Origin of the sequence: Streptomyces sp. NBC_01506 (genome assembly GCF_045040295.1) — a bacterium.
GTDB lineage: Bacteria > Actinomycetota > Actinomycetes > Streptomycetales > Streptomycetaceae > Streptomyces.
Map to the genome: position 1 here is coordinate 5,735,847 of NZ_CP109422.1, position 25,213 is coordinate 5,761,059.

The 25,213-nt window shown below is 71.1% G+C and carries 23 protein-coding genes; 13 read left to right on the forward strand and 10 right to left on the reverse strand.

What is annotated here, in order from left to right:
* Nucleotides 1-216: 216 nt before the first annotated feature.
* The 3 genes from OG329_RS25540 (at nt 217) to OG329_RS25550 (ending at nt 4,746) form a co-directional block, all read left to right on the forward strand.
* Entirely contained in the window at nt 217-912 is a 696-nt protein-coding gene (locus tag OG329_RS25540; RefSeq protein ID WP_405798379.1) for a hypothetical protein, read from the forward strand.
* 65 nt (nt 913-977) lie between these two features.
* Nucleotides 978-1,892 carry a DUF4132 domain-containing protein gene (locus OG329_RS25545; RefSeq protein ID WP_405798381.1) on the forward strand — a complete coding sequence of 305 codons (915 nt, stop codon included), beginning with the start codon at nt 978-980 and terminating at the stop codon, nt 1,890-1,892.
* The gene (locus tag OG329_RS25550; RefSeq protein ID WP_405798383.1) at nt 1,882-4,746 is read left to right on the forward strand and encodes a hypothetical protein; all 2,865 of its coding nucleotides are present in this window, start codon (nt 1,882-1,884) and stop codon (nt 4,744-4,746) included. The genes OG329_RS25545 and OG329_RS25550 overlap by 11 nt, the downstream gene beginning before the upstream one ends.
* Here the strand turns inward: OG329_RS25550 and OG329_RS25555 are convergent.
* From OG329_RS25555 to OG329_RS25570, 4 genes are all read right to left on the reverse strand, one after another.
* Nucleotides 4,739-5,158: an ankyrin repeat domain-containing protein gene (locus tag OG329_RS25555; protein ID WP_405798385.1), complete on the reverse strand. Its 420-nt coding sequence runs from the start codon at nt 5,156-5,158 to the stop codon at nt 4,739-4,741. The two genes, OG329_RS25550 and OG329_RS25555, sit on opposite strands and share 8 nt — an antisense overlap.
* A gap of 27 nt (nt 5,159-5,185) precedes the next feature.
* Nucleotides 5,186-6,037, reverse strand: a complete 852-nt coding sequence (locus OG329_RS25560) for an EamA family transporter (RefSeq protein WP_405798386.1) — start codon at nt 6,035-6,037, stop codon at nt 5,186-5,188.
* Entirely contained in the window at nt 6,034-6,567 is a 534-nt protein-coding gene (locus OG329_RS25565; RefSeq protein WP_405798388.1) for a YbaK/EbsC family protein, read from the reverse strand. Before OG329_RS25565 ends, OG329_RS25560 begins: the two co-directional genes overlap by 4 nt.
* Nucleotides 6,568-6,628: 61 nt before the next feature.
* Entirely contained in the window at nt 6,629-7,615 is a 987-nt protein-coding gene (locus OG329_RS25570; protein WP_405798389.1) for a helix-turn-helix transcriptional regulator, read from the reverse strand.
* Between the two features lie 152 nt (nt 7,616-7,767).
* Between OG329_RS25570 and OG329_RS25575 the strand changes: the two genes are divergently transcribed.
* Nucleotides 7,768-8,226: a VOC family protein gene (locus OG329_RS25575; protein ID WP_405798391.1), complete on the forward strand. Its 459-nt coding sequence runs from the start codon at nt 7,768-7,770 to the stop codon at nt 8,224-8,226.
* Between the two features lie 34 nt (nt 8,227-8,260).
* On the opposite strand, the gene OG329_RS25580 is transcribed toward OG329_RS25575, so the two are convergent.
* From OG329_RS25580 to OG329_RS25600, 5 genes are all read right to left on the reverse strand, one after another.
* Complete coding sequence (locus OG329_RS25580) at nt 8,261-9,004, reverse strand: VOC family protein (RefSeq protein WP_405798393.1); 744 nt, start codon at nt 9,002-9,004, stop codon at nt 8,261-8,263.
* Nucleotides 9,005-9,095: 91 nt separating this feature from the next.
* Nucleotides 9,096-9,893 (reverse strand): enoyl-CoA-hydratase DpgD, encoded by a 798-nt coding sequence (gene dpgD / locus OG329_RS25585; RefSeq protein WP_405798395.1) that lies wholly within the window; start codon nt 9,891-9,893, stop codon nt 9,096-9,098.
* A gap of 60 nt (nt 9,894-9,953) precedes the next feature.
* The gene (locus OG329_RS25590) at nt 9,954-11,060 is read right to left on the reverse strand and encodes a ParB N-terminal domain-containing protein (protein WP_405798397.1); all 1,107 of its coding nucleotides are present in this window, start codon (nt 11,058-11,060) and stop codon (nt 9,954-9,956) included.
* Nucleotides 11,061-11,109: 49 nt separating this feature from the next.
* The gene (locus OG329_RS25595) at nt 11,110-11,280 is read right to left on the reverse strand and encodes a hypothetical protein (protein WP_405798398.1); all 171 of its coding nucleotides are present in this window, start codon (nt 11,278-11,280) and stop codon (nt 11,110-11,112) included.
* Nucleotides 11,281-11,403: 123 nt separating this feature from the next.
* On the reverse strand, nt 11,404-11,745 hold the full coding sequence (locus tag OG329_RS25600; RefSeq protein ID WP_405798400.1) for a hypothetical protein: 342 nt from the start codon (nt 11,743-11,745) through the stop codon (nt 11,404-11,406).
* A 218-nt stretch (nt 11,746-11,963) separates the two neighbouring features.
* Here OG329_RS25600 and OG329_RS25605 point away from each other — a divergent pair, with 218 nt between their 5' ends.
* The 9 genes from OG329_RS25605 (at nt 11,964) to OG329_RS25645 (ending at nt 23,914) form a co-directional block, all read left to right on the forward strand.
* Entirely contained in the window at nt 11,964-12,992 is a 1,029-nt protein-coding gene (locus OG329_RS25605; RefSeq protein WP_405798401.1) for a helix-turn-helix domain-containing protein, read from the forward strand.
* A 358-nt stretch (nt 12,993-13,350) separates the two neighbouring features.
* Nucleotides 13,351-16,512, forward strand: a complete 3,162-nt coding sequence (locus OG329_RS25610) for an amino acid adenylation domain-containing protein (protein ID WP_405798403.1) — start codon at nt 13,351-13,353, stop codon at nt 16,510-16,512.
* A gap of 71 nt (nt 16,513-16,583) precedes the next feature.
* Complete coding sequence (locus OG329_RS25615; protein WP_405798404.1) at nt 16,584-17,918, forward strand: PLP-dependent aminotransferase family protein; 1,335 nt, start codon at nt 16,584-16,586, stop codon at nt 17,916-17,918.
* 110 nt (nt 17,919-18,028) lie between these two features.
* Nucleotides 18,029-19,108 (forward strand): 3,5-dihydroxyphenylacetyl-CoA synthase DpgA, encoded by a 1,080-nt coding sequence (gene dpgA, locus OG329_RS25620; protein ID WP_405798405.1) that lies wholly within the window; start codon nt 18,029-18,031, stop codon nt 19,106-19,108.
* Between the two features lie 14 nt (nt 19,109-19,122).
* Complete coding sequence (dpgB, locus tag OG329_RS25625; protein ID WP_405798407.1) at nt 19,123-19,782, forward strand: enoyl-CoA-hydratase DpgB; 660 nt, start codon at nt 19,123-19,125, stop codon at nt 19,780-19,782.
* Entirely contained in the window at nt 19,779-21,053 is a 1,275-nt protein-coding gene (gene dpgC, locus OG329_RS25630) for a (3,5-dihydroxyphenyl)acetyl-CoA 1,2-dioxygenase DpgC (protein ID WP_405798409.1), read from the forward strand. Before dpgB ends, dpgC begins: the two co-directional genes overlap by 4 nt.
* A 67-nt stretch (nt 21,054-21,120) precedes the next feature.
* On the forward strand, nt 21,121-21,675 hold the full coding sequence (gene cysC / locus OG329_RS25635; RefSeq protein WP_405798411.1) for an adenylyl-sulfate kinase: 555 nt from the start codon (nt 21,121-21,123) through the stop codon (nt 21,673-21,675).
* Nucleotides 21,672-22,607, forward strand: coding sequence for a sulfate adenylyltransferase subunit CysD (gene cysD, locus OG329_RS25640; protein WP_405798412.1), 936 nt, complete (start codon nt 21,672-21,674; stop codon nt 22,605-22,607). Before cysC ends, cysD begins: the two co-directional genes overlap by 4 nt.
* 11 nt (nt 22,608-22,618) lie before the next feature.
* Complete coding sequence (locus OG329_RS25645) at nt 22,619-23,914, forward strand: sulfate adenylyltransferase subunit 1 (RefSeq protein WP_405802007.1); 1,296 nt, start codon at nt 22,619-22,621, stop codon at nt 23,912-23,914.
* A 91-nt stretch (nt 23,915-24,005) separates the two neighbouring features.
* Here the strand turns inward: OG329_RS25645 and OG329_RS25650 are convergent, their stop codons facing one another.
* Nucleotides 24,006-25,163: a cytochrome P450 gene (locus OG329_RS25650; RefSeq protein ID WP_405798413.1), complete on the reverse strand. Its 1,158-nt coding sequence runs from the start codon at nt 25,161-25,163 to the stop codon at nt 24,006-24,008.
* Nucleotides 25,164-25,213: the final 50 nt, after the last annotated feature.

The following is a 25,213-nucleotide window of genomic DNA, read 5'->3' on the forward strand; positions in this document are numbered from 1 at the left end:
GGTACGCCGGAACTCTAGGACCTGGAGTGCGCTCAAGGGCAAGGCGCGACAGGCCGACCGGAGGGCGGGTGCCGGCGGCGGGTCCGGTACTCCCCGCACCGCGCACTCCCGAGCACCGCGCACTCCCGAGCACCGCGCACTCCCGATACTTTGGTCACTCCCGCGGATCCCTTCGGCCGGTACCGGCCTTGGCCGCCGCTTCCTAGCCTCGGGCGTATGAAGCCGAACGCCGAGAAAAGCCGCGCCACCGTACTGAGCCAGGGGGTCTGGATCGTCCCCGTCTTCGCCGCGATCGGCGCGGTCGCCGGCTGGCTCGTCAAACTCCTCGCCAACTGGCTGGTGACGCTGCGCTGGGCGCCGATGAAGGGTCCGGCGGAGCTGCTGAACTCGATCCCCGAGCCGTGGCTCACCGTCATCGGCGTGACGGCGGGCGCGCTGCTCGGCCTGCTGGTGGCGTTCATCGCGCTGCACGAGGCGCTGACCGTACGCGTGAGCGACACCCGAGTGACGCTGACGATCCGCGACGAGACCCGCGACCTGCGCCGTGCCGACATCGGCGCGGTCTTCCTGGACGGCAAGTTCCTCGTACTGCTCGGCCACCGCACCGAGGAAACGGCCCGCGAGCCCTCCGACCTGGACCGCGCGGCCCTGGCCGCCGCCTTCACGGCCCACGGCTACCACTGGGTCCCCGAGGACCCGCACAAGGCCGACTTCCGGCTCTGGGTCCCGGACACCCCGGGCCTTCCGGTGGGTGCGAACGCGCTGCTGAGTGCCCGCGCGCAGGCGATGCGGAAGCCGGGTACGGAGGGCGATGTCCGGGCGCTGCGGGAGGAGTTGAACGGTCTGGGGCTGGCGGTCCGCGACGAGAAGAAGCGGCAGTACTGGCGGCTTCCCGCGCCCGATGCGGCCTGATCCACTGTCAGTGGGCGGCGCGACGTGGGGCGGCGTTGTCAGTGGTCCTTGGCATAGTCGTAGCCATGTCGATCCATTCCACCGGGCCCCATTGGGTGCCCGCTGTCCACGGTCATGAACTGGCCCTGGACGGCTCTACGTTGATCTGCCGCAAGAGCGGCAGCGGACAGATCCTGAAATCGGTCCCCCGGGCCGCGCGATCCAGTCGTGTGGGGGAGCGGCTGATCGAGCTGCGCGAGCGGCTGTTACGGCACGAGGAGGAGTGCCGGGCCACCGTCGAATCCTGGATGTCGGCCGGCGTGCCGATACCCGCCGCGCTTCTCGGCCGGGTATGGCCCGACCCGGCCTGGCGGGACCGTCTGAAGCATCTCGCCGTGACCGTCGGGGGAGTCACGGGGCTGCTGACAGACGTGGCCGACGACGGCCGAACGACGCTTTTGGAGTTCGGGGACGGCGGGGTCGACGCCCAGGACGGCGGGGTCGACACCGGGGACGAGGCCGGCGTTACGCGCACACTGCCCGCCGGGCCGCTCTCGCTGCCGCACCCTGTCCTGCTGGCCGATGCCGCCCGGTGGTGGAAGCTGCTGGAGATAGCTGAACTGACCCAGGGGATCGAGCAGTTGGAGCGCGAGGTGCACCACAGGCCGGCCACCGCCGACCTGCGGGCCACCAGCGTCGACGACTACGCGGGCAGTCACTTCGAGGAACTGCGCCACGCGACCTCGCGGGCCGCGCAGCACGGCTTCGTCATGCGCGGCGGCTTCGCTTCGCTGGCCGTGGCGGACGGCGGTGTCGGCCTCCAGGCGCGTTACTGGCTGGGTTCCTACGATCCCGGGCTGCCCACCGAGACCGGGCGGCTGCTGTGGGTCGACGGCTCCGAACGGGCCGTCGCGCTCGGTGATGTCGGCCCGGTGGCCTGGTCCGAAGGCGTCCGGATGGCCGCACTGATCCACGCGGGCGGTACGACCCATGACCACTGACCCCGCACTCGGCCTCTCCCTCGACGTCGGGCTCGGCCCCGCCGACGCCCCTGACGGCGACCCCATCACCGCCCGCCGCTACCGGCACGCCCACCTCGGCGGCCGGCCCGTCGTCCGGCTCGCCGGTCAGACCGCCGCACCCGGCGAGGACCTGCTGCTGGCCGCCGCCGGATTCTCCGCACCGGACGTCGGGCCCACGGTCGCCACCGGCCGCCATCGCGAGCCCGGCTACCCCGCGTGGGCCCTGGTCCACGATCCGGGGAACGCGGCCGTGGCGCTGGCCGCCCTGCCCGAGATGGAGCGGGCCGAGCGGCTGGCCGTACGTAAACCGGGGCCCGCGCTCGACACGTACAGGAAGGTCTCCGAGGGCCTTCCGTCCGAGCACCACCCGGCGTACTGGGAACAGGTCGGCCGGGTGATGATCGCCGCCGGACGGCACAAGCAGGGCGCGCTGATGTTCGGCCGGGCCCGTGAGGCGGAGCGCGCCGCCCGCGCGGCCGTCGATCCGGCCCGGCGGCGTGCGGTGTTCCTCGAGTTCGCGCTCGCCGGCGCGCTGTCCGCCAAGGACATCAAGAATTACGTCGCCGAGCTGAGCCGGGGCGCGGGGGCGGGGGCCGGCGCGGGGGCGGCCGACCCCGGCGCGCCCTACCGTGAGCTGCGGGAGCTGGCCCTGCGCCGTACCCTCGGCGGTCTGCCGCCGTGGAACGACATGACGGCCCAGCTCGACAAGCTCGCCCTAGCCGCCGGCCTCGACGTCGTCACCGAGCGGCGCGGTCTGCTCGAAGTCCTCGTGGACGCACCGGCGTTGTGGCGTGCGGCCGACGGCTTCTGGACGTCGCAGCGCAAGGTCCTGCTGCCCGCGATCGCCGGCTCGGCCCTCTTGAAGACGCGGCTGCTGTGGCAACTGACCGACCTGCCGCACTCGGACATGATGGACGGCTGGTGGACGGCGCTGCTCGAAGAGGCGGGCGCCTTCGAGGAGTTCGGCACGGACGCCGGTGCCGCTCACTGGCTGTCCGCCATGCTCATCCGCTACCAGGGTTCCGGACCCGGATCATGCCCCAAAGCGCCGGACGAACTGCTTCAGTTGATCACTCGCCTCGCCGCGCCCGTCCGCGCGACCGGCGCCCCACTGCGTCTCGGCCGCTCCGGTCGCTCCGGTGGCTCCGGCTCTGCTGACTTCGACGCGTACTACATCGACGCCGCAGTTCCCGCCCGCTGCCTCGCCGCCGGCATCCCGCTCGCCGACCCCGACCCGGCGATGCGGCTGTCCCACTGGAGCGACCCCGTCCGGGTCGACCTGCCCACGCTGATCGCCGACCCCCGCCATCGCGCGGCACTGACCCGGTCCGTCGTCCACCGCGCGTACGACGAAAGCGACTTCGACACCTGGTGGGAGATCGAGCCGCTGTACCCCGTCCTGCGCGATGTTGTCGAAAGCCGGCTGAGCGCCGTGGTCTCCGGCGGTCTGGAGAGCGCCCTCACCGCGCTCACCCAGATCTGGCGCACCACCGAACGGCGGACGGCGGCGGCCGTCCCGGACCTGCTCCGCCGGATCGCGGATTGCGACCTGGTGACGCCCCTGACCCGCACCCTGCGGGCGGGCATCCTCGACGAGCTGGGCTGGGACGCGCTGGACGAGGCCGCCGCCGAGATCGGGGCCGGGACCAAGGACACCTGGTGCCGGGCGAGCTGGCCGGTCCTGACCGTGCACAGCAAGACCAAGGCCATCGCCATCGATCCCGCCTTCGGCCGGATCGCCGAGCACCGGATACGGGTGCCGCGCGGGGCCAACGCGTTCTCGTACGACGTCGAAGTCTTCTTCTCCGACGGCCAGTTCCTGGTGTGCCACCAGGTCAACGGCGCGCGGACGCTCTACTGGTCCAACTCCCCGCAGGAGATCTTCACTGTGCCGGAGCCGGAGTACCGCACGCTGTACTACGAGCGACAACAGGCCGGTTATACCTTCGTCGCACCCGACGGGCGGCGGTTCACGGGCCATCGGCCGCTCGCGGCGGGTGACCGGCACGTCGGCCCGAACGGCCATATGTTCCACGACGGCCGGACCTATTGGTGGCACAGCGACAACGAACCGGGTCACGGCGTACGGCGGCTGGACCCCGTAACCGGGGACCTCGGCGAATCCAGCCTGCCGGAATTCCTCGATCCGTCCCTGCTGGACGAGGCCGCCGGCGAACAGTGGCTCGTCCGGGCCTCGTCCCTGGCACCACTGCCGTACGGCGTCACGGGCTCACCGCTGGGCAGCGACGGCACCCGCGTCGGCATGCGGGTCTCCCGCGACCGCACCGGCCGGTTCCGTTACCACCGTGTCGACGGTGTCCACGGCACGATCCGCCCGCAGCCCGGTGCGTCCGGCCCGTGGGGGCTGCTCGACCTGCCGGGCGCGCCGCGCGGCCTGCTGCTCGACGGGGACGGCGAGAAGGGGGGACGGAGCAGGGACGGGGAAGTCACGGCACGCGACCCCGAGACCGGAGAGCCTTACTGGCGGGCATACATGCAGGACTGCAACTGGATGCCGAACGAGCCCTCGTACACGGCCATGGGCACCGCGCGTATGCCGCCGTCCGCCTACTGGCACTTCCTGAGGCCCCGCGATCTCCCCGGCTCCCGTGCCCTGCGCGAGATCTCCGAGGACACCGTGCGGGCACTGCTGGCGGCGGCGGCCACCTCGGAAACGGAATTGCGGACGGCGCTCGGCACGCTGCTGCCCGAGGTCAGGCACCCGCTGCTGCTGCGCGGGATCGTGGGCTTCGTCCAGGAGACGGCGGCTCGGGCCAAGGGCCTGAACAGCTATCTGGCCCGGCTCGAAAAGCTCTCCGACCGGGTCAGGTAGTGCCGGCGCCCGCCTCCTCCAGCAGCCGCACCGTCTGCGGATAGGGCCCCTTCCGCGCCCACTCCAGCGGCGAGTGCCCGCTGCCGCCGTCCTCGCGCAGATGCGGATCGGCGCCGTACGCGAGCAGTTCGCGTACGGCGTCGGCATGCCCCCAGCACGCGGCCCCGCACAGCGGCGTGCCCTCCGAGCGGTCCCCGCTCTCGGTGTCGGGCAGCGCGCCCGCCGCCAGCAGGAGGCGTACGGAGTCGGCGTCGCCCTGCACGGACGCCGCGTACAGGGGCGTCGACCCCTCGGAGTCGTACGTCTGCGCAGGCGCACCGGCCCGCAGCAGCGCGGCCACCTCCCTCGCGCCACCGATCCTCGCGGCCCACACCAGGCGCCGCGACAGCTTCTTCCGTGTCCGTCTGTTCATTCCGGCCCTCCGTGACGAATCCCTGTCTCAACTCGCGCGCAGCATCAGGCCGATGCCGATCACCATCAGCCCGGCAGCCGCGATGCGCGGCACACCGAACCGTTCCTTGAAGAACACCGCGCCTATCAGAGCCCCCACGATGATCGACGACTCCCGCAGCGCCGCTATCGGCGCGAGCGCCGCGCGCGTCTGGGCCCACAGCACCAGGGCGTACGCACTGACCGACAGCACCGCGCCGAGCAGGCCGAGCCGTGCGTGCGGGCGCAGTTGGGCGAGGAGTTGACCGCGGCGCGCGTACAGCGCGTACAGCGGGATCGGCGAGCCCTGAAGGATCAACAGCCAGCCGATATAGCCGAGGGCCGTGCCCGATTCGCGTACGCCCACCCCGTCCACGACCGTGTACGCGGCGATCGACACCCCCGTCGCGACCGCCGCCAGCAGCGCGGGCCACTGCGGCTTCGTCTCCGCGCCGCGCATGCCCCACAGCGCCACGCCCACCAGCCCCGCCGAGGCGACGGCGACGCCCGCCGCCTGCCATCTGTCCAGCGACTCGCCGACGAAGACCGCCGCCAGGACGGTCACCAGCAGCGGCGCGGTGCCGCGAGCGATCGGATACATCTGGCCGAAGTCGCCAAGGCTGAACGACCGCATCAGCAGCGCCTGGTAGCCGAGATGCAGCACCGCCGAGACGATCAGATACGGCCACGCGCCGGCGGCCGGGAACGGCGCGAAGCAGACGGCGACCGCGCCGATCACGGTGCTGCCGCCCGCGATCAGGGTGAAGGCGACCAACTGGTCCTTGATGGTGTGCGCCATCGCGTTCCAGGTGGCGTGCGTGACGGCCGCCAGGAGGACGGCGGCGGCGACGCCTGGCGTCACGCCGGGCGCTCGCGGACGTCCACCAGGGTGCCGCCGGCGTACGAGACCACGCTCTTGGGGTCCATCGGGAAGACGGTGTGCGGGGTGCCGGCCGCCGCCCACACCACGTCGTGGTCGAGCAGCCCCCGGTCGGCGAGCACGCGGGTACGGGTGCGGTGGCCGAAGGGCGGTACGCCTCCGATCGCGTAACCGGTGGTCTCCCGTACGAGATCGGCGCGCGCCCGCGTGACCGCCCCGGCGCCCAACTCCTGCCGTACGCGCTCCACATCGACGCGCGACGCGCCGTCCATCAGCACCAGGACCGGGACGCCGTCGGCCTCGAAGATCAGCGACTTGACGATCTCGCTCAGTCCGCAGCCGATGGCGGCGGCGGCCTCGGCGGCCGTACGGGTGGCGTCGGGGAAGGTGCGGACCTGGCCGGGCAGGTCGTCGAGGCCGAGTTCGCGCAGCGCCTCGACGAAACGAGGATGGGCGGCGGAGGCAGTGGCGTTGGGGGTGTCGTTGTCAGGCGTGCCGTCGGGGTTGCTCATGACGGGCACGTTAGTGGGCGGGGGAGGGGCCGTGCGAGCCCGTTTCACCGACGCGTACGCCTCACGCACCGGCCGCCCGCAGCCGCTCCGACAGTTCGCGGGCGCGCGCCGCCAGCTCCGGAGGGTCCAGCACCTCGAAGTCGTGCCCCAGCAACAGCACATGCATCATCACGGCGTCGAGGCGGTCGCCGCCGCTGAGTACTTCACAGCGTTCGCTTCCGCCCACCGGTTCCCGCTCCTGGACGACGGCCGCCGCCCCCGGGATCTGCTCGCGCACCCTGTCGGCCGGCGCGTGCACGAGGAAGCGCGCCTGACACGGGTAGACGCGGATCGCCACACCCTCCTGCACGTACGCCGCCGCGTCGGGCGCCGGGCGCGGGCGGAAGTGCCAGGTCCGTACGGACACCTCCGTCATCCGGTCGACACGGAAGGTGCGCCAGTCGTCGCGGTCGAGGTCGTAGGCGAGGAGATACCAGCGCCGGTCGGAGGCGACCAGCCGGTACGGCTCGCACCGCCGGCGCCGCACCTCACCGCGCGAGGGGTAGTCGAAGCCGGCCTCGACCTCGTCGCGGCACGCTCTGGCGAGCGTCATCAGCACGTCGGAGTCGACCGGCGAGCGGCCACCGCCGAAGGACTCCACCGAGCCGGAGAGCGCGCGCACCTCGTGCCGCAGCCGCACGGGCAGCACCTGGTCGAGCTTGGTCAGCGCCCGCAGCGCGGCGTCGCCGGCCCCGGCGACCGCGCCACCCGCCCCGGCGAGCAGCGAGACCGCGGTGGCGATCGCCTCCTCGTCGTCCAGGAGCAGCGGCGGCAGCTCCTGCCCCGCACCGAGCTGATAGCCGCCGCCGACGCCCTGGCCGGCCCGTACCGGATAGCCGAGCACGCGCAGCCGTTCGACATCGCGCCGTACCGTGCGCGTCGTGACGCCGAGCCGGCCGGCCAGCTCGGGGCCGGTCCAGACGTGGCGCTGTTGCAGCAGCCCGAGCAGGGTCAGCACCCGCTCGGTGGTGCCCCGCTCCGTCGTGTCTCGCTCGCTCCCCGCGTCCATACGGCCAGCCTGGCAGAGATAGCGGACCGATCCTGTCCGCCATGGGTGTCAGGGTGGTTCCAGGGACGGGTACGACATCGAATCGCGACGAAAACCGCCGCACAACCGTCCGCGCAACCCGCTGCACAACGCGCTACGAACGGAGCGACCTCATGAGCCGCCAGATCCAGATCACCTTCGACGCCCACGACCCGCAGGCCCTGTCGACCTTCTGGCGCGACGCGCTGGGCTACATCCACCCCGGCCCGCCCGGAGTCGACCTGCCGGCGGGCGCCGACCCGCTCGCCGCGTGGGACGACTTCCTGGCCAAGATCGGCGTACCGCAGGAGCGGCGCAACAGCCGATCGGCCGTGGAGGACCCGGACGGGGACGGCCCGCGGCTGTTCTTCCAGCAGGTACCGGAGGACAAGGTCGCCAAGAACCGCGTCCACCTCGACATCCGCGCGGCCCCCGGACTTCAGGGGGAGGAGCGGATGGCGGCGCTGGAGGCGGAGTGCGACCGGCTGGTCGCGCTGGGAGCGACCCGGGTACGCCGCGACGAGCCGGCGCCGCTGAGCCCCGGCCATATCGTGATGACCGATCCGGAGGGCAACGAGTTCTGCCTGGACTGAACGTGTCCGTGGCGTGGTCCCGAGTCCCTACCGGTCACCCGGCGACGGCTGGTCGGGGCCTTCGTACGGAGAACTCGTTGCCGTCCGGGTCGAGCATCAGCACCCGGACGCCGTCGCCGTCGCCCTCGCCGCTGTCGGTGCGCGTCGAACCGAGCGAGAGCAGGCGGGCGACCTCCGCCTCGCCGTCCGCGCCGGCGGGCAGCGACAGCTCGAAGTACAGCCTGTTCGTGCCGGTCTTCGGGGCCACCGGAGGACCACCCCAGGTGATCTTCGTACCTCCGTCCGGCGACTGGATCGCGGTCTCCTGGTCCTGGTCCCAGACCAGCGGCCACCCCAGCGCCTCGCTCCAGAAGTGACCGACCTCGCGCGTACCGTCGCAGGAGAGCGCTCCGATGAAACCGGTGTCGGCGAGGAATTCGTTGCCCGCCTCGATCACGCAGAACTCGTTGCCGTCCGGATCGGCGAGCACCACATGTCCCTCTTCGGGGAGTTGACCCACGTCGATGTGCTTGCCGCCGAGTTCCAGTGCCCTGGCCACCGTCTGCCGCTGGTCCTGCGGGGAGGTGCTTGTCAGGTCGAAGTGCGCCCGGTTCTGGCTGGTCTTCGGCTCCTGGCTCGGCAGGAAACGGATGCGGAACCCGCCGGTATCGGGGGGCAGGATCGTGACGTCGTCGTCCGGACCGTCGGCCAACTCCCTGCCCAGGACGCCGGACCAGAAGCGCGCCAGGTCCGGCGGCCGGGTCGCGTTGAAGCAGATCGCGAACAGTTGGCTGGTCATGGCCCGTGTATCTCCGCATCCGTGATCAACTGGTCCTTCTGGACACGGTACAGGGGCTTTTCGCAATTCCCGGGAGACGACATTCGTCGGGTCAGCGGCCCTGCCATCGGGGCGCGCGCTTGTCCACGAAGGCACGGGGCCCTTCCGTGGCGTCGTCGCTGTGCATACGGCGTTCCTCCCACACATAGCGGGTGGCGAACGCCTGCTCCAGCCCAAGGTCGAGGGAGGCCAGCGCGGCCTCCTTGACGGCACGCACGGCCAGCGGGGCGCAGCGCAGAATGTCCTCCACCCAGCCGTCGACACACGCGTCCAACTCCTCGGCGGGTACGACCGAGTTGACCAGACCCAGCTCGTACGCACGGGCCGCGCTCATCCCGCGGCCCGTCATGAGGTGACCGAGCGCGATACGCGGCGGAGCTTGCCGGGTGAGGCGGAAGACCCCGCCCGCGCCGGCTATCAGGCCCATCCGCGCCTCGGGGAGCGCGAACTCGGCGTCCTCGGCGGCGACGATCACATCGCAGGCCAGTGCCAGCTCGAACCCGCCGCCCAACGCGTATCCGTGGACGCGTGCCACCACCGGTTTGGCCATCCGGAACCGCTCGGTCAGCCGTGGCCAGCCCGGTTTGCCACGGCTCCCGAATGTCGAGGGCTCGGCGATCCCCTCTCTCGTACGCCGCTGAAGCTCCTTCAGGTCCTGGCCGACGCAGAAAGCCCGGTCGCCGGCACCTGACAGCACGGCGACCCACATATCGTCATCGTGCTCGAAATCGTCCCAGATCTCGGCGAGTTGTTCGTGCATCGCCAGGTTCATCGCATTGAGAACCGCCGGGCGGCTGAGCGTCACGCGGGCCACATGTCCGCTTTTCTCGTAAACGACTGCCGATGTCATGCCGTCATGCCTACCTCGTCCGGAAAGGAAGAACTCGGCGCGGAAACCGGGGATCAGCTCTCAGGCGCTGAGCGCCCCGTCGCCTTCGCCGAGCGTGTGCATCTCCTCGATCTGCCGCGCCAGATCGTCCGCCAGCCACCGCCACATCCCGGCGTATCCCTGAGCGAGCCGCGCCACGGACTCCTTGCAGTGCGCGGGCACCGTCTCGGTGATCTTCTGCCGGTCCTGGGTGATCAGCGCGCAGGCGTCGAGCAGACGCAGAAGCGTGCGTCCCGAGGCGTTGTGACGCAGCGAAGGGTCGCGGGCCAGCATGGTGATGAGCTTCCTGATGTCCTCCAGGGCCATGCCCGGGGTCTTGTCATCGGCGCGCGCCCGCTGCCCCGCGGCGGGGAGCCGGGTGATGGTGGCCCCGCTCGACGAGGTCCGGACCAGGGCCATTTCCGCCGCCGACGTGTGCTGCGCGGTTTCCGCGGCCTGAGCCGTGCGACCCCGTGCGCCGCTCGGTACCGGGCTCTCGCCGCGCCGGACGCGGTTGCGTACGTCCGCTACGGTCGCCGGGGCCAGTCCCACCTGCGCCGCGATCTGCCGCAGCGAGAAGCCGGGATTGCTCCGGATCAGCTCGCCGGCCCGTTCGCGTCTGTGCGCGGAGTCGACGGGCCGGACCCGGCCGTCCCGGCCGACCCGGCACTCGGACTGCGGCAGCATCAGCTCCCTGCGCAGCCGCGCGATCTTCTTCGGGGACAGACCGGTGACCGCCGCGACGGCCCGGTCGGACCACTCGGGATGTGCGGCGAAGATACGCATCGCGGCAGCCGCACGGTCGGCCGTCGACAGGGGGCGCCCGTGCGTGATGTTGGCCGCCACCGCCAGGAGCCGGGCGTCTTCCTGATCGCCCTCGAAGAAGCGCGCCGCGATGTGGTCCGCCCCCAGGAGCTCGACCACGCGCAACCGGTGGGCGCCGTCGATGACGGTCATGCTCGCGCGGTGTACGAGGATCGGCGGCAGCTCGTCGGCGGTCTCGCTGAGGAGCCGGATGTGATCGGTGTCCTCGCCGTCCACCCGTGGGGAGAAGCCGGTCCGCAGACGTTCCACCGGAACGTGCTCGACGGGCAGTTCTTTGAGGGTGGATTGCAGCTTTGTCAGATATTCCGAGTCTGCTGGGTCCATGGCCATTTCCCCGTTCTACGAAGCCGGTCCGATTCGCGAATGGTCGGGGTCACTGCCATCCGTGGTCGTCCGGATTCGAATCCGGGTCAGCGGGCTGCGTATGAACTTCCAGCGCTCGGGAGTGGGCGTTCTCGGTGTGTGCGGAAATTCCGGCCGCCATCACAAGAACACCGGTCAGGGCCATGCTGCCAAAGGTGCTGCGCAGAACCGTGCGGGACATTGCGTTTCCCTTCTCCGTGGCTGATCTCGCCGACAAGAAATAGATTGGCGTCAGCGGTAGGAGAAAGAAAGTGGGTGGCCGGGAGGTAAACCGTCCATGACCTACTCCGTCCACACCGTGGATCTACTGCGTCCATCCCGTCCATGGAGGCGGACGGGTCTCGACGTCAGGTCTGAACAGGGGGACCTCGGCCCGCGCCGGCTCCCAGGCCGCCAGCTCCGCCACCGAGGAACTGGCATGGCCCCACAGGGAGATGGCCGCCGCTTCGGCCTCCTTCAGCGAGCCGGCCGTCACGTAGAAGCCGACGACCGGGTGGGGGAGTGCGCCCGGGTGCACGCTCGCGTGCTCGAAGCCGTCGCGCCCTGCGCAGGTCCGGGCGATGGACTCCGCGGCCGAGGGCGGCATTTGAGCGGCGGGTTGACGCGGCCGCAGGGATATGTGCACGAGAAATAGATTCATTGCCATCCGAACATTTGATTGCGGACGATGTGATTCCGTATTCATCGGGGCAGGTTTTTGGCCGCCGTCCGGGGGCTCCTGACAGTACACAGGTGGGGTCATCTGAGGAAATATGCTGCAACTCTGTTCAACTCGGGCAGCTTCTTGCCTTGCCATGTCGTGGCCAAATAGAGTTGGTCAACTGGTCGGGATATGTCTCGACACGCTTTGGGGCGGGGGGCCGCATGGCTGAAACGGGAGAGGTCCATTCAGGCGCGCTGGGCGCGCTCGGGCTGGAGCCGCTCGTCGAGTCCGTGTACGTCGCCCTGCTGGAGGGAGTGAACGGCGTGGCCGGCATCTGTCGCCGGCTGGACCTGCCCGAGCATGTCGTCCGGAGGATCCTCGACCGCCTCAGCGAACTGGCCCTCGTACGCGCCTCGGCCGACTCACCCCATCTGCTGTACGCGGTCAGCCCGCATGTGGGCATGGAGATCCTGATCGCCCAACAGCGCTCCGAGGTCGCCGCACAACAGCAGAGGCTGGAAGCGGCGCAGGCCGCGGCGGCCAGGTTCGTCCTCGACTACGACGGACGTCAGGCTCCCGGCAGCTCCGAGGCCGAGGTCAAGTATCTGGTGGGGCTGGACGCCATACGTGACCATCTGACCGTCCTCAACGGCCAAGTGGCCGAAGAACTGCTCACGTTCGCGCCCGGCGGCCCGCAGCGGCCGGAGAACATGCGCGCGTCCCGGCCGCTCAACCAGCAACTGCTCGGCCGCGGCGTCCATATGCGCACCATCTACCTGGAAAGCATCCGGCACGACCGGCCGACGATGGATCACGCGCACTGGCTGACCGAACAGGGATGTGAGGTGCGCACCGTCCCGTCGCTGCCGAACCGGATGATCATCTACGACCGTAAATTCGTGATGATCGCCGCCAACGCCGACGACACCGCCGCCGGAGCCGTCCAGGTGAGTTCGCCGGGCATGGTCACAGCGCTGCACAGCCTGTTCGAGAGTGTGTGGCAGTCCGCCGATCCGCTGGACGCACCGCAGCACGCGGCTCCCGGAGAGCTGACGGGGCAGCAGGCCGAGGCGCTGAGACTGCTGTCGCTCGGCCACACCGACGAGGCCATCGCCAAGCGCCTCGGGGTGTCACCGCGTACCGCCCGCCGGATCGCCTCCGGCCTCATGGCCCACCTGGGCGCGCGCAGCCGCTTCCAGGCCGGGGTGATCGCCTTCCGGCAGGGCTTCCTCCCGCCGCGCGCCGGCTGACCAGGTCCTGTCAAGAAGCGCCGGCCGGTCCGAAGCGCCGGCCGGTCCGCGCCGCTGCCCGAGCCTGCGCCTGTGCCCGCGTCCGGTGTCCAAGTGATTCCGGGACCCGCTTGAACGTGCCGTCGCGCCTGGACGGCCCGCGCCGCCGGTGTCCGACCGGCTGAACAGGTATTCAAGTGCCGTGCGGAACGGCCGCGTTGACGCTCCGCCGTCCTTTCGGGTCTTGTGGTGCACCACAGCAAGAGATCTCCGGCCGGCGGTTATTCGTATGCCGTGGAGAACTCTTTTCAGAGCTGGGGACAACGCTATTCCCGTGATTGCGGAACACCGCCTCGGACATGATGTGGAGTCGAACCAGATGCCTGATTCACTTTCCCTGCACGGGAGGTTCCGTCAGCAGGCCGCGCGTATTCCGGACGCGGTGGCGGTGCGTTCGGCAGGGCGTGAGCTGACGTATCGGGCATTGGACCGGCGCTCCGACGCGCTGGCGCGGGTCCTGATCGGTCTGGGAGTGGGCCGCGAGACGCCGGTCGCGGTGCTGACCGACCGCAGCGTCGATGTCACGGTGGCGCTCCTGGGCGTTCTCAAGGCCGGTGGCTGCTATGTGCCCCTGCACGCCGGGTTCCCGGCCGAGCGCATGGAAGGGATCATCCGCCGGACCGGCACCCGCATCCTGCTGACCGACGCGGTGACGGCAGCGCGGGGTCTTCCCGGGGGTGATGTCACCGTCGTACGGGTGGACGGGCCGACCGGCGCCGATGCCGAGGCGGCTGCCGACGCCGAGATCGAGGCCGGGCCGGTCGAAGTGGGGTGCGTGCCGGACCAGTTGGCGTACGTGATGTTCACCTCCGGCTCCACCGGGACGCCCAAGGGCGTCGCCGTCAGCCACCGCAACGTGCTGGATCTGGTGGACGACACGCTGTTCGACACCGGGCATCACGACCGGGTCCTGATGATCGCCCCGTATGCCTTCGACGCCTCGCTCCACGGCCTGTGGATGCCCCTGCTGCGCGGCGCCACCTCGGTCGTCGCGGCGGCCGGGGAGGTGTCCGCGCCCCGACTGCGCGAGCTGTTCGACACGGAGAAGATCACCAGTGTGGAGATGACCGCCGGTCTGCTGCGGACCATCGCCGAGGCCGCCCCGGAGACCTTCCGGGGGCTGCGCGAAGTGTCCACGGGCGGCGACATCATCTCCCCGGTCGCGGTGCGGCGGATCCTGAAGTCCTGCCCCGGCACGGTGGTACGCGCCACCTACGGCCCCACCGAGACCACGCTGTACGCCACCCAGCATCCCTACACCGACGCGGCCCAGGTCGCCGACCGGGTCCCCATCGGCCGCCCGCTCGACGGCATGCGCGCCTACGTCCTGGACGAGCAACTGACCCCGGTCCCGGCCGGCACCCCCGGTGAGCTGTACCTCGCGGGGGCCGGACTGGCCCGTGGCTATCTGCACCAGCCCGCCCGTACCGCCGAGCGCTTCGTCCCCGACCCGTACGGGCCGGCCGGCGGCCGTATGTACCGCTCGGGTGACGTCGTGAGCCAGAACCGGGACGGCATGGCCGACTTCCTCGGCCGCTCCGACGACCAGGTCAAGATCCGTGGCTTCCGCGTCGAGCCGGGCGAGATCGAAACCGTCCTGTCGGCGTTCCCCGGGCTCACCCAGGCCGTGGTCACTGCCCGGGAGGTCGACGGCGAGAAGCGTCTGGTGGCCTACGTCGTCGGCGACGGGACCGTCGACGCCGGCGCACTGCGCGACCACACCGCGTCCGCCCTGCCCGACTACATGGTCCCCGCCGCCTTCGTGGCCCTGGACGCCTTCCCCCTCACCTCCAACGGGAAGGTCGACCAACGGGCCCTGCCCGTACCGGAGTTCACCGCGACCGCCGCCTACCGCGCCCCGCGCACCGAGGACGAGAAGACGCTCTGCGCGATCTTCGCGAAGGTCCTCGGCACCGGGCGGGTCGGCATCGACGACAGCTTCTTCGACCTCGGCGGCCACTCCCTGCGGGCCACCCGGCTGATCGGCGAGCTGCGGACCGCCTTCGGCGCGGACGTATCGATCCGGCAGATCTTCGCCGCCCCGACGGTCGCCGCGCTGCTCGCGCTCGTACGTGCCCAGGAGCCGCGGGCCCGGCGCCCGGTGCTCGCCCGGAGCGGGCGCCCCGCCCGCGTACCGCTGTCCACCGCGCAACACCGGATGTGGTTCCTGGAACAGTGGGACGGCCCTTCCCCGCTCTACAACCTGCCCGTCGTCCTGCGGCTCGGCGGCGACCTGGACCGCGCCGCGCTCGAGGAGGCGGTCCGGGACGTGACCGTCCGGCACGAGAGCCTGCGCACCGTCGTGGGGCAGGAGGCCGGGGTGCCGTATCAGGTGGTGCTCGACCCGGCCGATCTGCGTCTCGCCCTGCCCGTGAGGGCCGTCGACGCGGCGGAGCTGGACAGCGCGGTACGGGAGGCCGGCCGCCGGCCGTTCGATCTGACGGCCGACCCGCCCCTGCGTGCCGAACTGTTCGTCCTGGACGAGCGCGAGCGCGAGCACGTGCTGGTGCTGACGCTGCATCACATCGCCGCGGACGGCTGGTCCAAGGCGCCCCTCAGCCGCGACCTGGCGACCGCCTACGCGGCCAGACGCGGCGGCGAGGCCCCGGCGTGGCGCGAACTTCCCGTGCAGTACGCGGACTACACGCTCTGGCAGCGGACGCTCCTCGGCGACCCGGACTCCCCCGACAGCCTCGCCGGGCGTCAGCTCGCGTACTGGAAGGACGCCCTGGCCGGTGCGCCGGACGAGCTGGCCCTGCCGTTCGACCGGCCGCGTCCCGCCGACAGCGATCACCGGGGCGCGGCGCTCCCGCTGCGCCTCGATGCCCAACTCCAGGCGGCGATAGCCGCGTTGGCGCGCGATCACGACGCCACACCCTTCATGGTGCTCCAGGCCGGACTCGCGATGCTGCTGCGCCGGCTCGGTGCAGGGGCGGACATCCCCCTGGGCAGCGTGGTGGCCGGGCGCGGTGACGTGGCCCTCGACGACCTGGTCGGCTTCTTCGTCAACACGGTCGTCCTGCGCACCGACCTGTCGCGCGACCCCTCCTTCACCGAACTGCTCGTCCAGGTACGGGAGACCGCCCTGGCCGTCTACTCCCACCAGGACGTCCCCTTCGAGCAGGTCGTGGGGGCCGTCAACCCGCCCCGTTCGCTCTCCCGGCACCCGCTGTTCCAGGTCATGCTCGTGCTACAGAACGTCACCGGCTACGAGTTCGAGATGCCGGGCCTCGACGTCTCGGTGGTCGAGGAGGCCACGTCGACATCCAAGTTCGACCTGCTCATCAGCGTCACCGAGCAGTACGACGCCGAGCGTCGCCCCGCCGGTATCACCGGCTACATCGAGTACGACACCGCCCTGTTCGACGCGTCGACCGTCGAGCGGATCGGTGAGCGCTACGCCGCGCTGCTCGCGACGGTCGTGGCCGATCCCGGGCACCGGGCCTTCGCCCCCGACACCGGGGACGTCGTCCCCGTCTGACCGTGCGACCCGTCCGACCGTGCGACCCGTCCCACCCGTCCGATGAATTCAAGTGAATTCAGGGGAGTTTCATGCCAGGAAACACCGCTACCGCCGGCACCCGTTCACGGGGCCAACTGGAAATGGCAGAGCTGCACGGCAGTGTTTCCGAGCCGGTGCTCGACACCATGAATTTCCTCAATGAGGTGACCCACCGCTATCCGGACGCGATCTCGTTCGCACCAGGACGGCCTTACGACGAATTCTTCGACACCGATCAGGTCATCGCCGATATCCGCCGCTACCTTGACCACTTGGCCCGGCAAGGCGGCTCGCCCGACGACATCCGCACCGCGCTGTACCAGTACGGGCCCACGGCGGGGCTGATCCGCGGCATCATCGCCGACTCGCTGCGGGCGGACGAGGACACCGATGTGCCGGCCGAGTCCATCGTGGTGACCGTCGGCGCCCAGGAGGCCATGCTTCTGGTGCTGCGCGCGCTCATGGCCGGCCCCGACGATGTGCTGCTGGTCTCCAGCCCCTGCTACGTCGGGATCACCGGCGCCGCCCGGCTGCTCGACGTACGCGTACGCCCGGTGGAGGAGCGCGAGGACGGGTTCCGCGCCGCCGATCTGGAGGCCGCGGTACGCGAGGAGTTGGCGAACGGCCGCCGGCCGCGCGCGTTCTACGTGGTGCCCGACCACTCCAACCCCTCCGGCACCACGATGGGGACCCGGGCCCGTGCGGACCTGCTCGAGCTTGCCGAGCGGTACGACTTCCTGGTCCTGGAGGACAGCCCGTACCGGCTGGTGAGCCCCGGCACACCACTGCCGACCCTGAAGTCCCGCGACCGGGCGCGCCGGGTGGTGCATGTGGGCTCGTACTCCAAGACGGTCTTTCCCGGCGCCCGGGTCGGCTTCGTCGTCGCCGACCAGCGCGTGCGTGACGCGACGGGCGGCGAGCATCTGCTGGCCGACGACCTCGCCAAGATCAAGAGCATGGTCACGGTCAACACCTCGTCACTGAGCCAGGCGGCCGTGGCCGGCGCGCTGCTCGGGGCCCAGGGCCGGCTCTCGCGGCTCAACGTCCGCGCTGCTGCCCACTACGGCGACGCGATGCGCGAGACGCTGCGGCAGCTCGACGCCAGGCTGCCCGCCGAACGCCGCGCCCGTCTCGGCGTGAGCTGGAACGAGCCGACCGGTGGCTTCTTCCTCACCATGCGAGTCCCCTTCCTGGTCGACAACGCCCAACTGGTCACCTCCGCACAGGACTTCGGAGTGATCTGGACGCCGATGTCGCACTTCTGCCCCGGCACCGGAGGCCACCACGGCATCCGGCTGTCCATCAGCTATCTGACACCCGCCGAGATCGAGGAGGGCACCGCGAGGCTCGTGCGCTTCGTCGAGACACAGAGCGCACCGCTCTGACCGGCGGTGCGGGCAGCTCAACTCGTAGCGAGAGAGGACACGCACATGTCCGGACCAAGCCGGCACCGACGACAGCGGAGCAAACCGCGTATGTGGGGGTGGACGTTCCGATGACCCTGGCAGCCCAGTCGCGGCCTCGCGCCCTCGGCGTGGGCACGGCGGTGACGCCCACGTCGTACACCCAGCAGGAGGTGCTCGACGCCTTCGAGATCACCGATCCCAAGATCCGTTCGGTCTTCCTCAACAGCGCCATCGAGCGCCGACACCTGACACTCCCGCCGCCGGACGGCGCGGGCCGCCGCGTCCCCGAGCCACAGGGCGACCTGCTCGACAAGCACAAGGCCAAGGCCGTCGAGATGGGCGCCGAGGCGCTGCGCGCCTGCCTCAAACGGGCCGGGGCCGAACTCTCCGATCTGCGCCATCTGTGCTGCGTGACATCCACCGGACTCCTCACCCCGGGACTCAGCGCCCTGCTCATCAGGGAGCTGGGCATCGACCGGCACGTCAGCCGCTCGGACATCGTGGGCATGGGCTGCAACGCGGGCCTCAACGCCCTGGGCGTGGTGTCCGGCTGGGCCACCGCCCATCCCGGCGAACTCGCCGTCGTGCTCTGCGCGGAGGCGTGCTCCGCCGCGTACGCCATGGACTCCACGATGCGCACCGCCGTGGTCAACAGCCTCTTCGGCGACGGCGCCGCCGCGATCGCGATCCGCTCGGGCCCCGACCCGCACGACGCGCCCGTCCCCGAAGGCCCGCGGATCCTGAAGTTCGCCAGTTGCCTCATCCCGGACGCCGTCGACGCCATGCGCTACGACTGGGACCGCGACCAGGGCCGCTTCAGCTTCTATCTGGACCCGCAGGTCCCCTATGTGGTGGGCGCCCACGCCGAGTTGGCCGTGGACCGGCTGCTCGCGGACACCGGGCTGCGGCGCAGCGACATCGCCCACTGGCTGGTGCACTCCGGCGGCAAGAAGGTGATCGACGCCGTCGTGGTCAACCTCGGGCTGACCCGGCACGACGTACGGCACACCGTGCGGGTGCTGCGCGACCTGGGGAACGTGTCGAGCGGCTCGTTCCTGTTCTCGTACGAACGGCTCCTGGACGAGTCAGTCGCCCGACCCGGTGAGTACGGCGTGCTGATGACCATGGGTCCGGGCTCAACGATCGAAACGGCACTGGTGCAGTGGTGAATGCGGAGGACGCCATGGAAGAAGTACTGACCCTCGTGATCGACGGCACCGAACCGCCGTCGGCGGCGACCGTACGGGCCGTGCTGGCGGCCTGTGACACGGCCGAGGACCGGGCGGGCACCGGAGCTTTGGTCGTCCAGGTCGGCGGGGCCCCGGCCGAGGGATGGACCAGCGGCCTCGATGTGACGAAGGTCAGCAAGTGGGAGCGGGCGCTGCGCCGGCTGGAGCGGCTTGCCCGCCCCACCGTGGCGGTGGCCTCGGGCGACTGCGGCGGCGCGGCCCTCGACGCCTTCCTCGCCTGCGACATCCGCCTGATCACACCCGGCACCCGGCTGCTGGTGTCCACGGACGCCGCGGCGACCTGGCCCGGGATGGCCGGCTACCGGCTCGTCCAACTGGCCGGGGCCGCCCGGGTGCGCCGCGCGCTGCTGTTCGGGCTGCCCATCGAGGCCCCCGAGGCGCTGGCGGCCGGCCTCGCCGACGAGCTGACCGACGACCCGGCGGGGGCGCTCGCGGCTGCCGCCAGGTTGGTCGGCGAACTGGCCGGCGCGGAGATAGCCATCCGCCGGCAGTTGCTCTTCGACGCCGCGACGACCAGCTTCGAGGAGGCCCTGGGCCCGCACCTGGCCGCCTGCGACCGGATGCTGCGCGAGCCCGAGCGGGTGGCGTCGTGAGCGTCCCGGACCGGCCGGCGCTCGTGGAGTCGGCCGCTCGCGTCGACAAGCTGGTGGCCGCGCTGCCGGAGCCCGGCGCCCGGCTGCCCGGTCAGCGGGCGGAGCTGGCCGAGGCGCGGGACGCCGTACGCACCCTGCGGACGCGCTATCTGCGGACGTACGCCGACGCCGTGTACGACCACCTGACCGACGGCGGCACCAAGGAGCTGCGCATCGCGGAACTTGTCGAGGCCGCCGCCGACGAGTTCCCCGCGCTGGTGCCGACGGCCGGTCAGATCGAGGCCGACCGGGGCCGGCGGCAGGCGGACAAGGAGGGGTACGAGATCGACCAGGGCATCTTCCTGCGAGCCGTACTCGCCGCACCCCGGGCCGGTGCGCATCTGCTCGACACGATGCTCCGGCCCACCCCCCGGGCGCTACGGCTGCTGCCCGAGTTCCGCCGCACGGGCGTCCTCGAGACACGGTCGGTCCGGGTGGAGAGGCAAGGCGGCGCGGCGTATCTCACCATGTGCCGCGACGACTGCCTGAACGCCGAGGACGACCAGCAGGTGGACGACATGGAGACCGCCGTCGACGTGGCGCTCCTCGATCCGGGGACGAAGGTGGGCGTCCTGCGCGGCGGCACGATGACCCACCCCCGCTACCGGGGCCGGCGGGTGTTCAGCGCGGGCATCAACCTCAAGAGCCTGCACGCCGGGGACATCTCGCTGGTCGGGTTCCTGCTGCGGCGCGAGCTGGGGTACATCCACAAACTCGTGCGGGGGGTACGGACCGAGGACGCGCCCTGGCACTCCCGCACGGTCGAGAAGCCGTGGGTGGCGGCCGTCGAGACCTTCGCCATCGGCGGCGGCACGCAGGTGCTGCTCGCCTTCGACCACGTCATCGCCGCGTCGGACGCCTATCTGAGCCTGCCCGCCGCCCGCGAGGGCATCGTGCCGGGGGCCGGGAACTTCCGGCTCGGCCGGCACACCGGAGCCCGCGTCTCCCGGCAGATCATTCTGCGGGGCCGCCGGATCCGGGCCACGGAACCGGCCGCCGGGCTGCTGATCGACGAGGTGGTGGAGCCGGAGGAGATCGACGCGGCCGTGGCCCGAGCCGTCGACCGACTGCGCGGCCCGGCGGTCGTACCCAACCGGAAGATGCTCAATCTGGCCGACGAGCCGGTGGACGAATTCCGGCGCTACATGGCCGAGTTCGCGCTCCAGCAGGCGCTGCGGCTGTACGGCGAGGACGTCATCGACACCGTGGGCCGGTTCGCGCACAAGGCGTAGGCGCGGAAGACATGGGCGCGGAAGACATAGGCGACAAGACCGAGGGGGAGAGAGGTTGAACCCGATCATGGTTCGCTCCGGAGCGGGGGAGCGTGGTGCCACTGTCTGGCTGACGGGGCTGCCGAGCGCCGGCAAGACGACCATCGCCACCGAGGTGGCCGGGCGACTGCGCGCGAGCGGGCGGCGCGTGGAGGTGCTTGACGGCGACGAGGTCCGCCGCTTCCTGTCGGCGGGCCTCGGCTTCAGCCGCGCCGACCGGTACACGAATGTGCAGCGCATCGGCCTGGTCGCGGAGATCATCGCGCGCAACGGCATCCTGGCCGTGGTGCCCGTCATCGCCCCGTACGCGGACAGCCGTGAGGCCGTCCGCGAGCGTCACGAGGCGAGCGGCACCCTGTTTCTGGAGGTGCATGTCGCGACTCCGGTCGAGGTGTGCTCCGTACGGGATGTGAAGGGTCTGTACGCCCGTCAGGCGGCGGGCCGCCTCAAGGGGCTGACCGGGGTCGACGACCCGTACGAGCCGCCTGCCGATCCCGATCTGCGGATCGAGGCACACCGGCAGAGCGTGGACGAGTCGGCGGGGGCGCTGCTGGATCTGTTGAAGAGAAGGGGCATCGCATGACGTCATCCACCGCGACGGCCGAGGACGTGGGTGTCCCGTACGCCCTCACCCACCTGGACGCTCTGGAGTCGGAGGGTGTGCATATCTTCCGTGAGGTGGCGGGTGAGTTCGAGCGGCCGGTGATTCTGTTCTCCGGTGGCAAGGACTCCATCGTGATGCTGCGTCTGGCGTTGAAGGCGTTCGCGCCGGCGCCGGTGCCGTTCACGCTGCTGCATGTGGACACGGGTCACAACTTTCCGGAGGTGCTGGCTTATCGGGACCGTACGGTGGCCGAGCACGGGCTGCGGCTGCATGTGGCGTCGGTGCAGGAGTACATCGACGCGGGGACGTTGCGTGAGCGCCCGGACGGTACGCGTAATCCGCTTCAGACGGTGCCGTTGACGGACAGGATCCGGGCGGAGCGGTTCGACGCGGTCTTCGGCGGCGGGCGGCGTGATGAGGAGAAGGCGCGGGCGAAGGAGCGGGTGTTCTCGCTGCGGGATGAGTTCTCGCAGTGGGATCCGCGGCGGCAGCGCCCGGAGCTGTGGCAGCTCTACAACGGGCGGCACGCGCCGGGTGAGCATGTGCGGGTCTTCCCGCTGTCCAACTGGACCGAGCTGGATGTGTGGCAGTACATCGCCCGGGAGGGCATCGAGCTGCCGGAGATCTACTTCGCGCACGAGCGTGAGGTCTTCGACCGCCACGGCATGTGGCTGACGGCGGGTGACTGGGGCGGTCCGAAGGACGGCGAGGTGGTGGAGAAACGACGCGTGCGCTACCGCACCGTCGGCGACATGTCCTGCACCGGCGCCGTCGACTCCGAGGCCGAGACGCTCGACCAGGTCATCGCCGAGATCGCGGCGTCCCGGCTCACCGAGCGCGGCGCGACCCGGGCCGACGACAAGATGTCCGAGGCCGCCATGGAAGACCGCAAGCGCGAAGGGTACTTCTAGCCATGACCACCATGACCGGCACCACGCCACAGCCGTCGCCGACCACGCTGCTGCGCTTCGCCACCGCGGGCTCCGTGGACGACGGCAAGTCCACCCTGGTGGGCCGGCTCCTGCACGACTCCAAGTCGATCCTCGCCGACCAACTGGAGTCGATCTCCCGCACCGGTACGCCGGATCTCGCGCTGCTGACGGACGGGCTGCGCGCCGAGCGCGAGCAGGGCATCACCATCGATGTCGCGTACCGCTACTTCGCCACCCCCCGGCGCCGGTTCATCCTCGCCGACACGCCGGGGCATGTGCAGTACACCCGCAACATGGTCACCGGCGCCTCCACCGCCGAACTCGCCGTCGTCCTGGTCGACGCACGCAACGGAGTGGTCGAACAGACCCGCCGCCACGCGGCCGTCGCGGCCCTGCTCCGCGTCCCGCACGTGGTGCTCGCCGTCAACAAGATGGACCTCGTCGGCTACGCGGAGTCGGCCTTCGCGCGCATCTGCGCCGAATTCGACGCACTGGCAGGGGAGTTGGGCATTCCCGACGTGATGGCGATCCCGATCTCCGCACTCGCCGGGGACAACGTCGTGGAGCCGTCCGCGCACATGGACTGGTACGGCGGCCCCACCGTCCTCGAACACCTGGAGACCGTCCCGGTGAGCCTCGAGCAGGCCGGGTGCCCGGCGCGCTTCCCGGTGCAGTACGTCATCCGCCCGCAGACCCCCGAGCACCCCGACTACCGCGGTTACGCCGGCCAGATCGCCGCCGGCTCCCTGCGCGTCGGACAGGAGGTCACCGTCCTGCCCTCGGGCCGTACGAGCACCATCACCGGCATCGACCTGCTCGGCGAGAGCGTGGACGCCGCCCGGACCCCGCAGTCGGTGACACTGCGCCTGGCCGACCAACTGGACATCTCGCGCGGTGACCTGATCGCCCCGGCCGCCGCCGCGCCGGCCCTCACCCGCGACATCGAGGCCACCGTCTGCCATGTCGCGGACCGGCCGCTCACCGTAGGGCAGCGGGTGCTGCTCAAGCACGCCACCCGCACGGTCAAGGCGGTCGTCAGGGACATCCCGTCCCGGCTCACGCTGGACGACCTGTCCCAGCACGAGGCGCCGGGACAGCTCGTCGCCAACGACATCGGCCGGGTCACGATCCGTACCGCCGAGCCGCTGCCCGTCGACGCCTACGCCGACGTCCGCAGGACCGGTTCCTTCCTGCTCATCGACGCGGCGGACGGCACCACGCTGAGCGCCGGGATGGTCGGCCACGCCTTCGCAGGGCAGGGCGCCGGGGAGCACCGGAACGCGTAGTCGTCGCGGAGCGCCGCCGATACGCCAACACCCCCGGACCTCGGGGGCGTTGGCGTATCGGCGGCGTCGGCGTATCGGGGGCCGTGGCCGGTCAGGCGGGGACCACCGTCACCGGCAGCGAGCGCATGCCGTTGACGGCCCAGGTGGACTGCCAGACAGGCGGACCGGCGAGCGCCAGGGACGTATCGGCGCTGATCAGGTCCGTCAGCAGCGCCCGCAGCAGCACCCGGACCAGGGCGCTGCCGAGGCAGAAGTGCATGCCCGCGCCGAGGGACAGGTGCGCGTTGGGAGCGCGGTCCAGGACCAGCGTGTCCGGGTCGGCGAAGGCGGCGGCGTCGCGGTTGGCGGAGGGGATCCACACCGCCACCGCGTCACCGGCCCGGATCGGGGTGCCCGCGAGTTCGGTGTCGCGGACGGCGGTGCGCATCACATGCGTGGCCGGCGCGGTCCAGCGCAGCAGTTCGTCGATGGCGGAGTCGACACCGACCCGCCCCTCGCGCAGCGCCGACCAGGCCGCCGGGTGCTCGAGCAGGGCCAACAGCCCGCCGTTCAACGCATGTTGGACCGTCTGGCTCGCGGCCACCACGATGTTGTCGCACGTCAGCACAATCTCTTCGTCCGACAACGGCAGCCCGCCCGCGCGGGCCGCGAGCAGCGTGCCGACCAGGTCCCGGCCGGCCTCTCCGCGCCGGGTGCCGAGCGCCTTCAGGAAGTACGTCATCACGTCGTGGTGGCCGGAGGCCCCGTGGTCCGCCTCGTCCACGGAGCGGCCCGTGGCCTCCATGATCACCGGTATGTCCTCGGGCGGGATGCCCAGAATCTCGGCCTGCACCGCGAGGGGGAACCTCGCGGCCACATCGGTGACGAAGTCGCCGCCGCCCCGTGCGCGCAGCTCCGCCAGGAGCGACCCCGCCACCTCCCCGGCCAGCGCGCCCAGCTTCTCCACCGCGCGCGGCGTGAACAGTTGGGCGACAGCCCTGCGCAGCTCGGTGTGGCGCGAGGGATCGGTGAGGACCGGCATCTTGCCGGCGCCGGGGTACGGGGCGGAGTTGTCGTCCTCGCGCAGCAGCGCGCCGCGGGTGGAGGTGAAGACCTTCCAGTCGTGCATCACCTGTCTGCCGGCGTCGTACCCGACCACGGCCCAGTGCTCCGCGCCGGTCCTCGCCACCTGGTGGTGTACGGGGCCGGCCTCGCGCATGGCCCGCCACACCTCGTGGGGATTCCCCCGCGCGTACAGCGCGGGATTCAACAAGTCGACTGTCACTGACACGGACAAGGAGCCCCCTGCTTCTCGGTGGC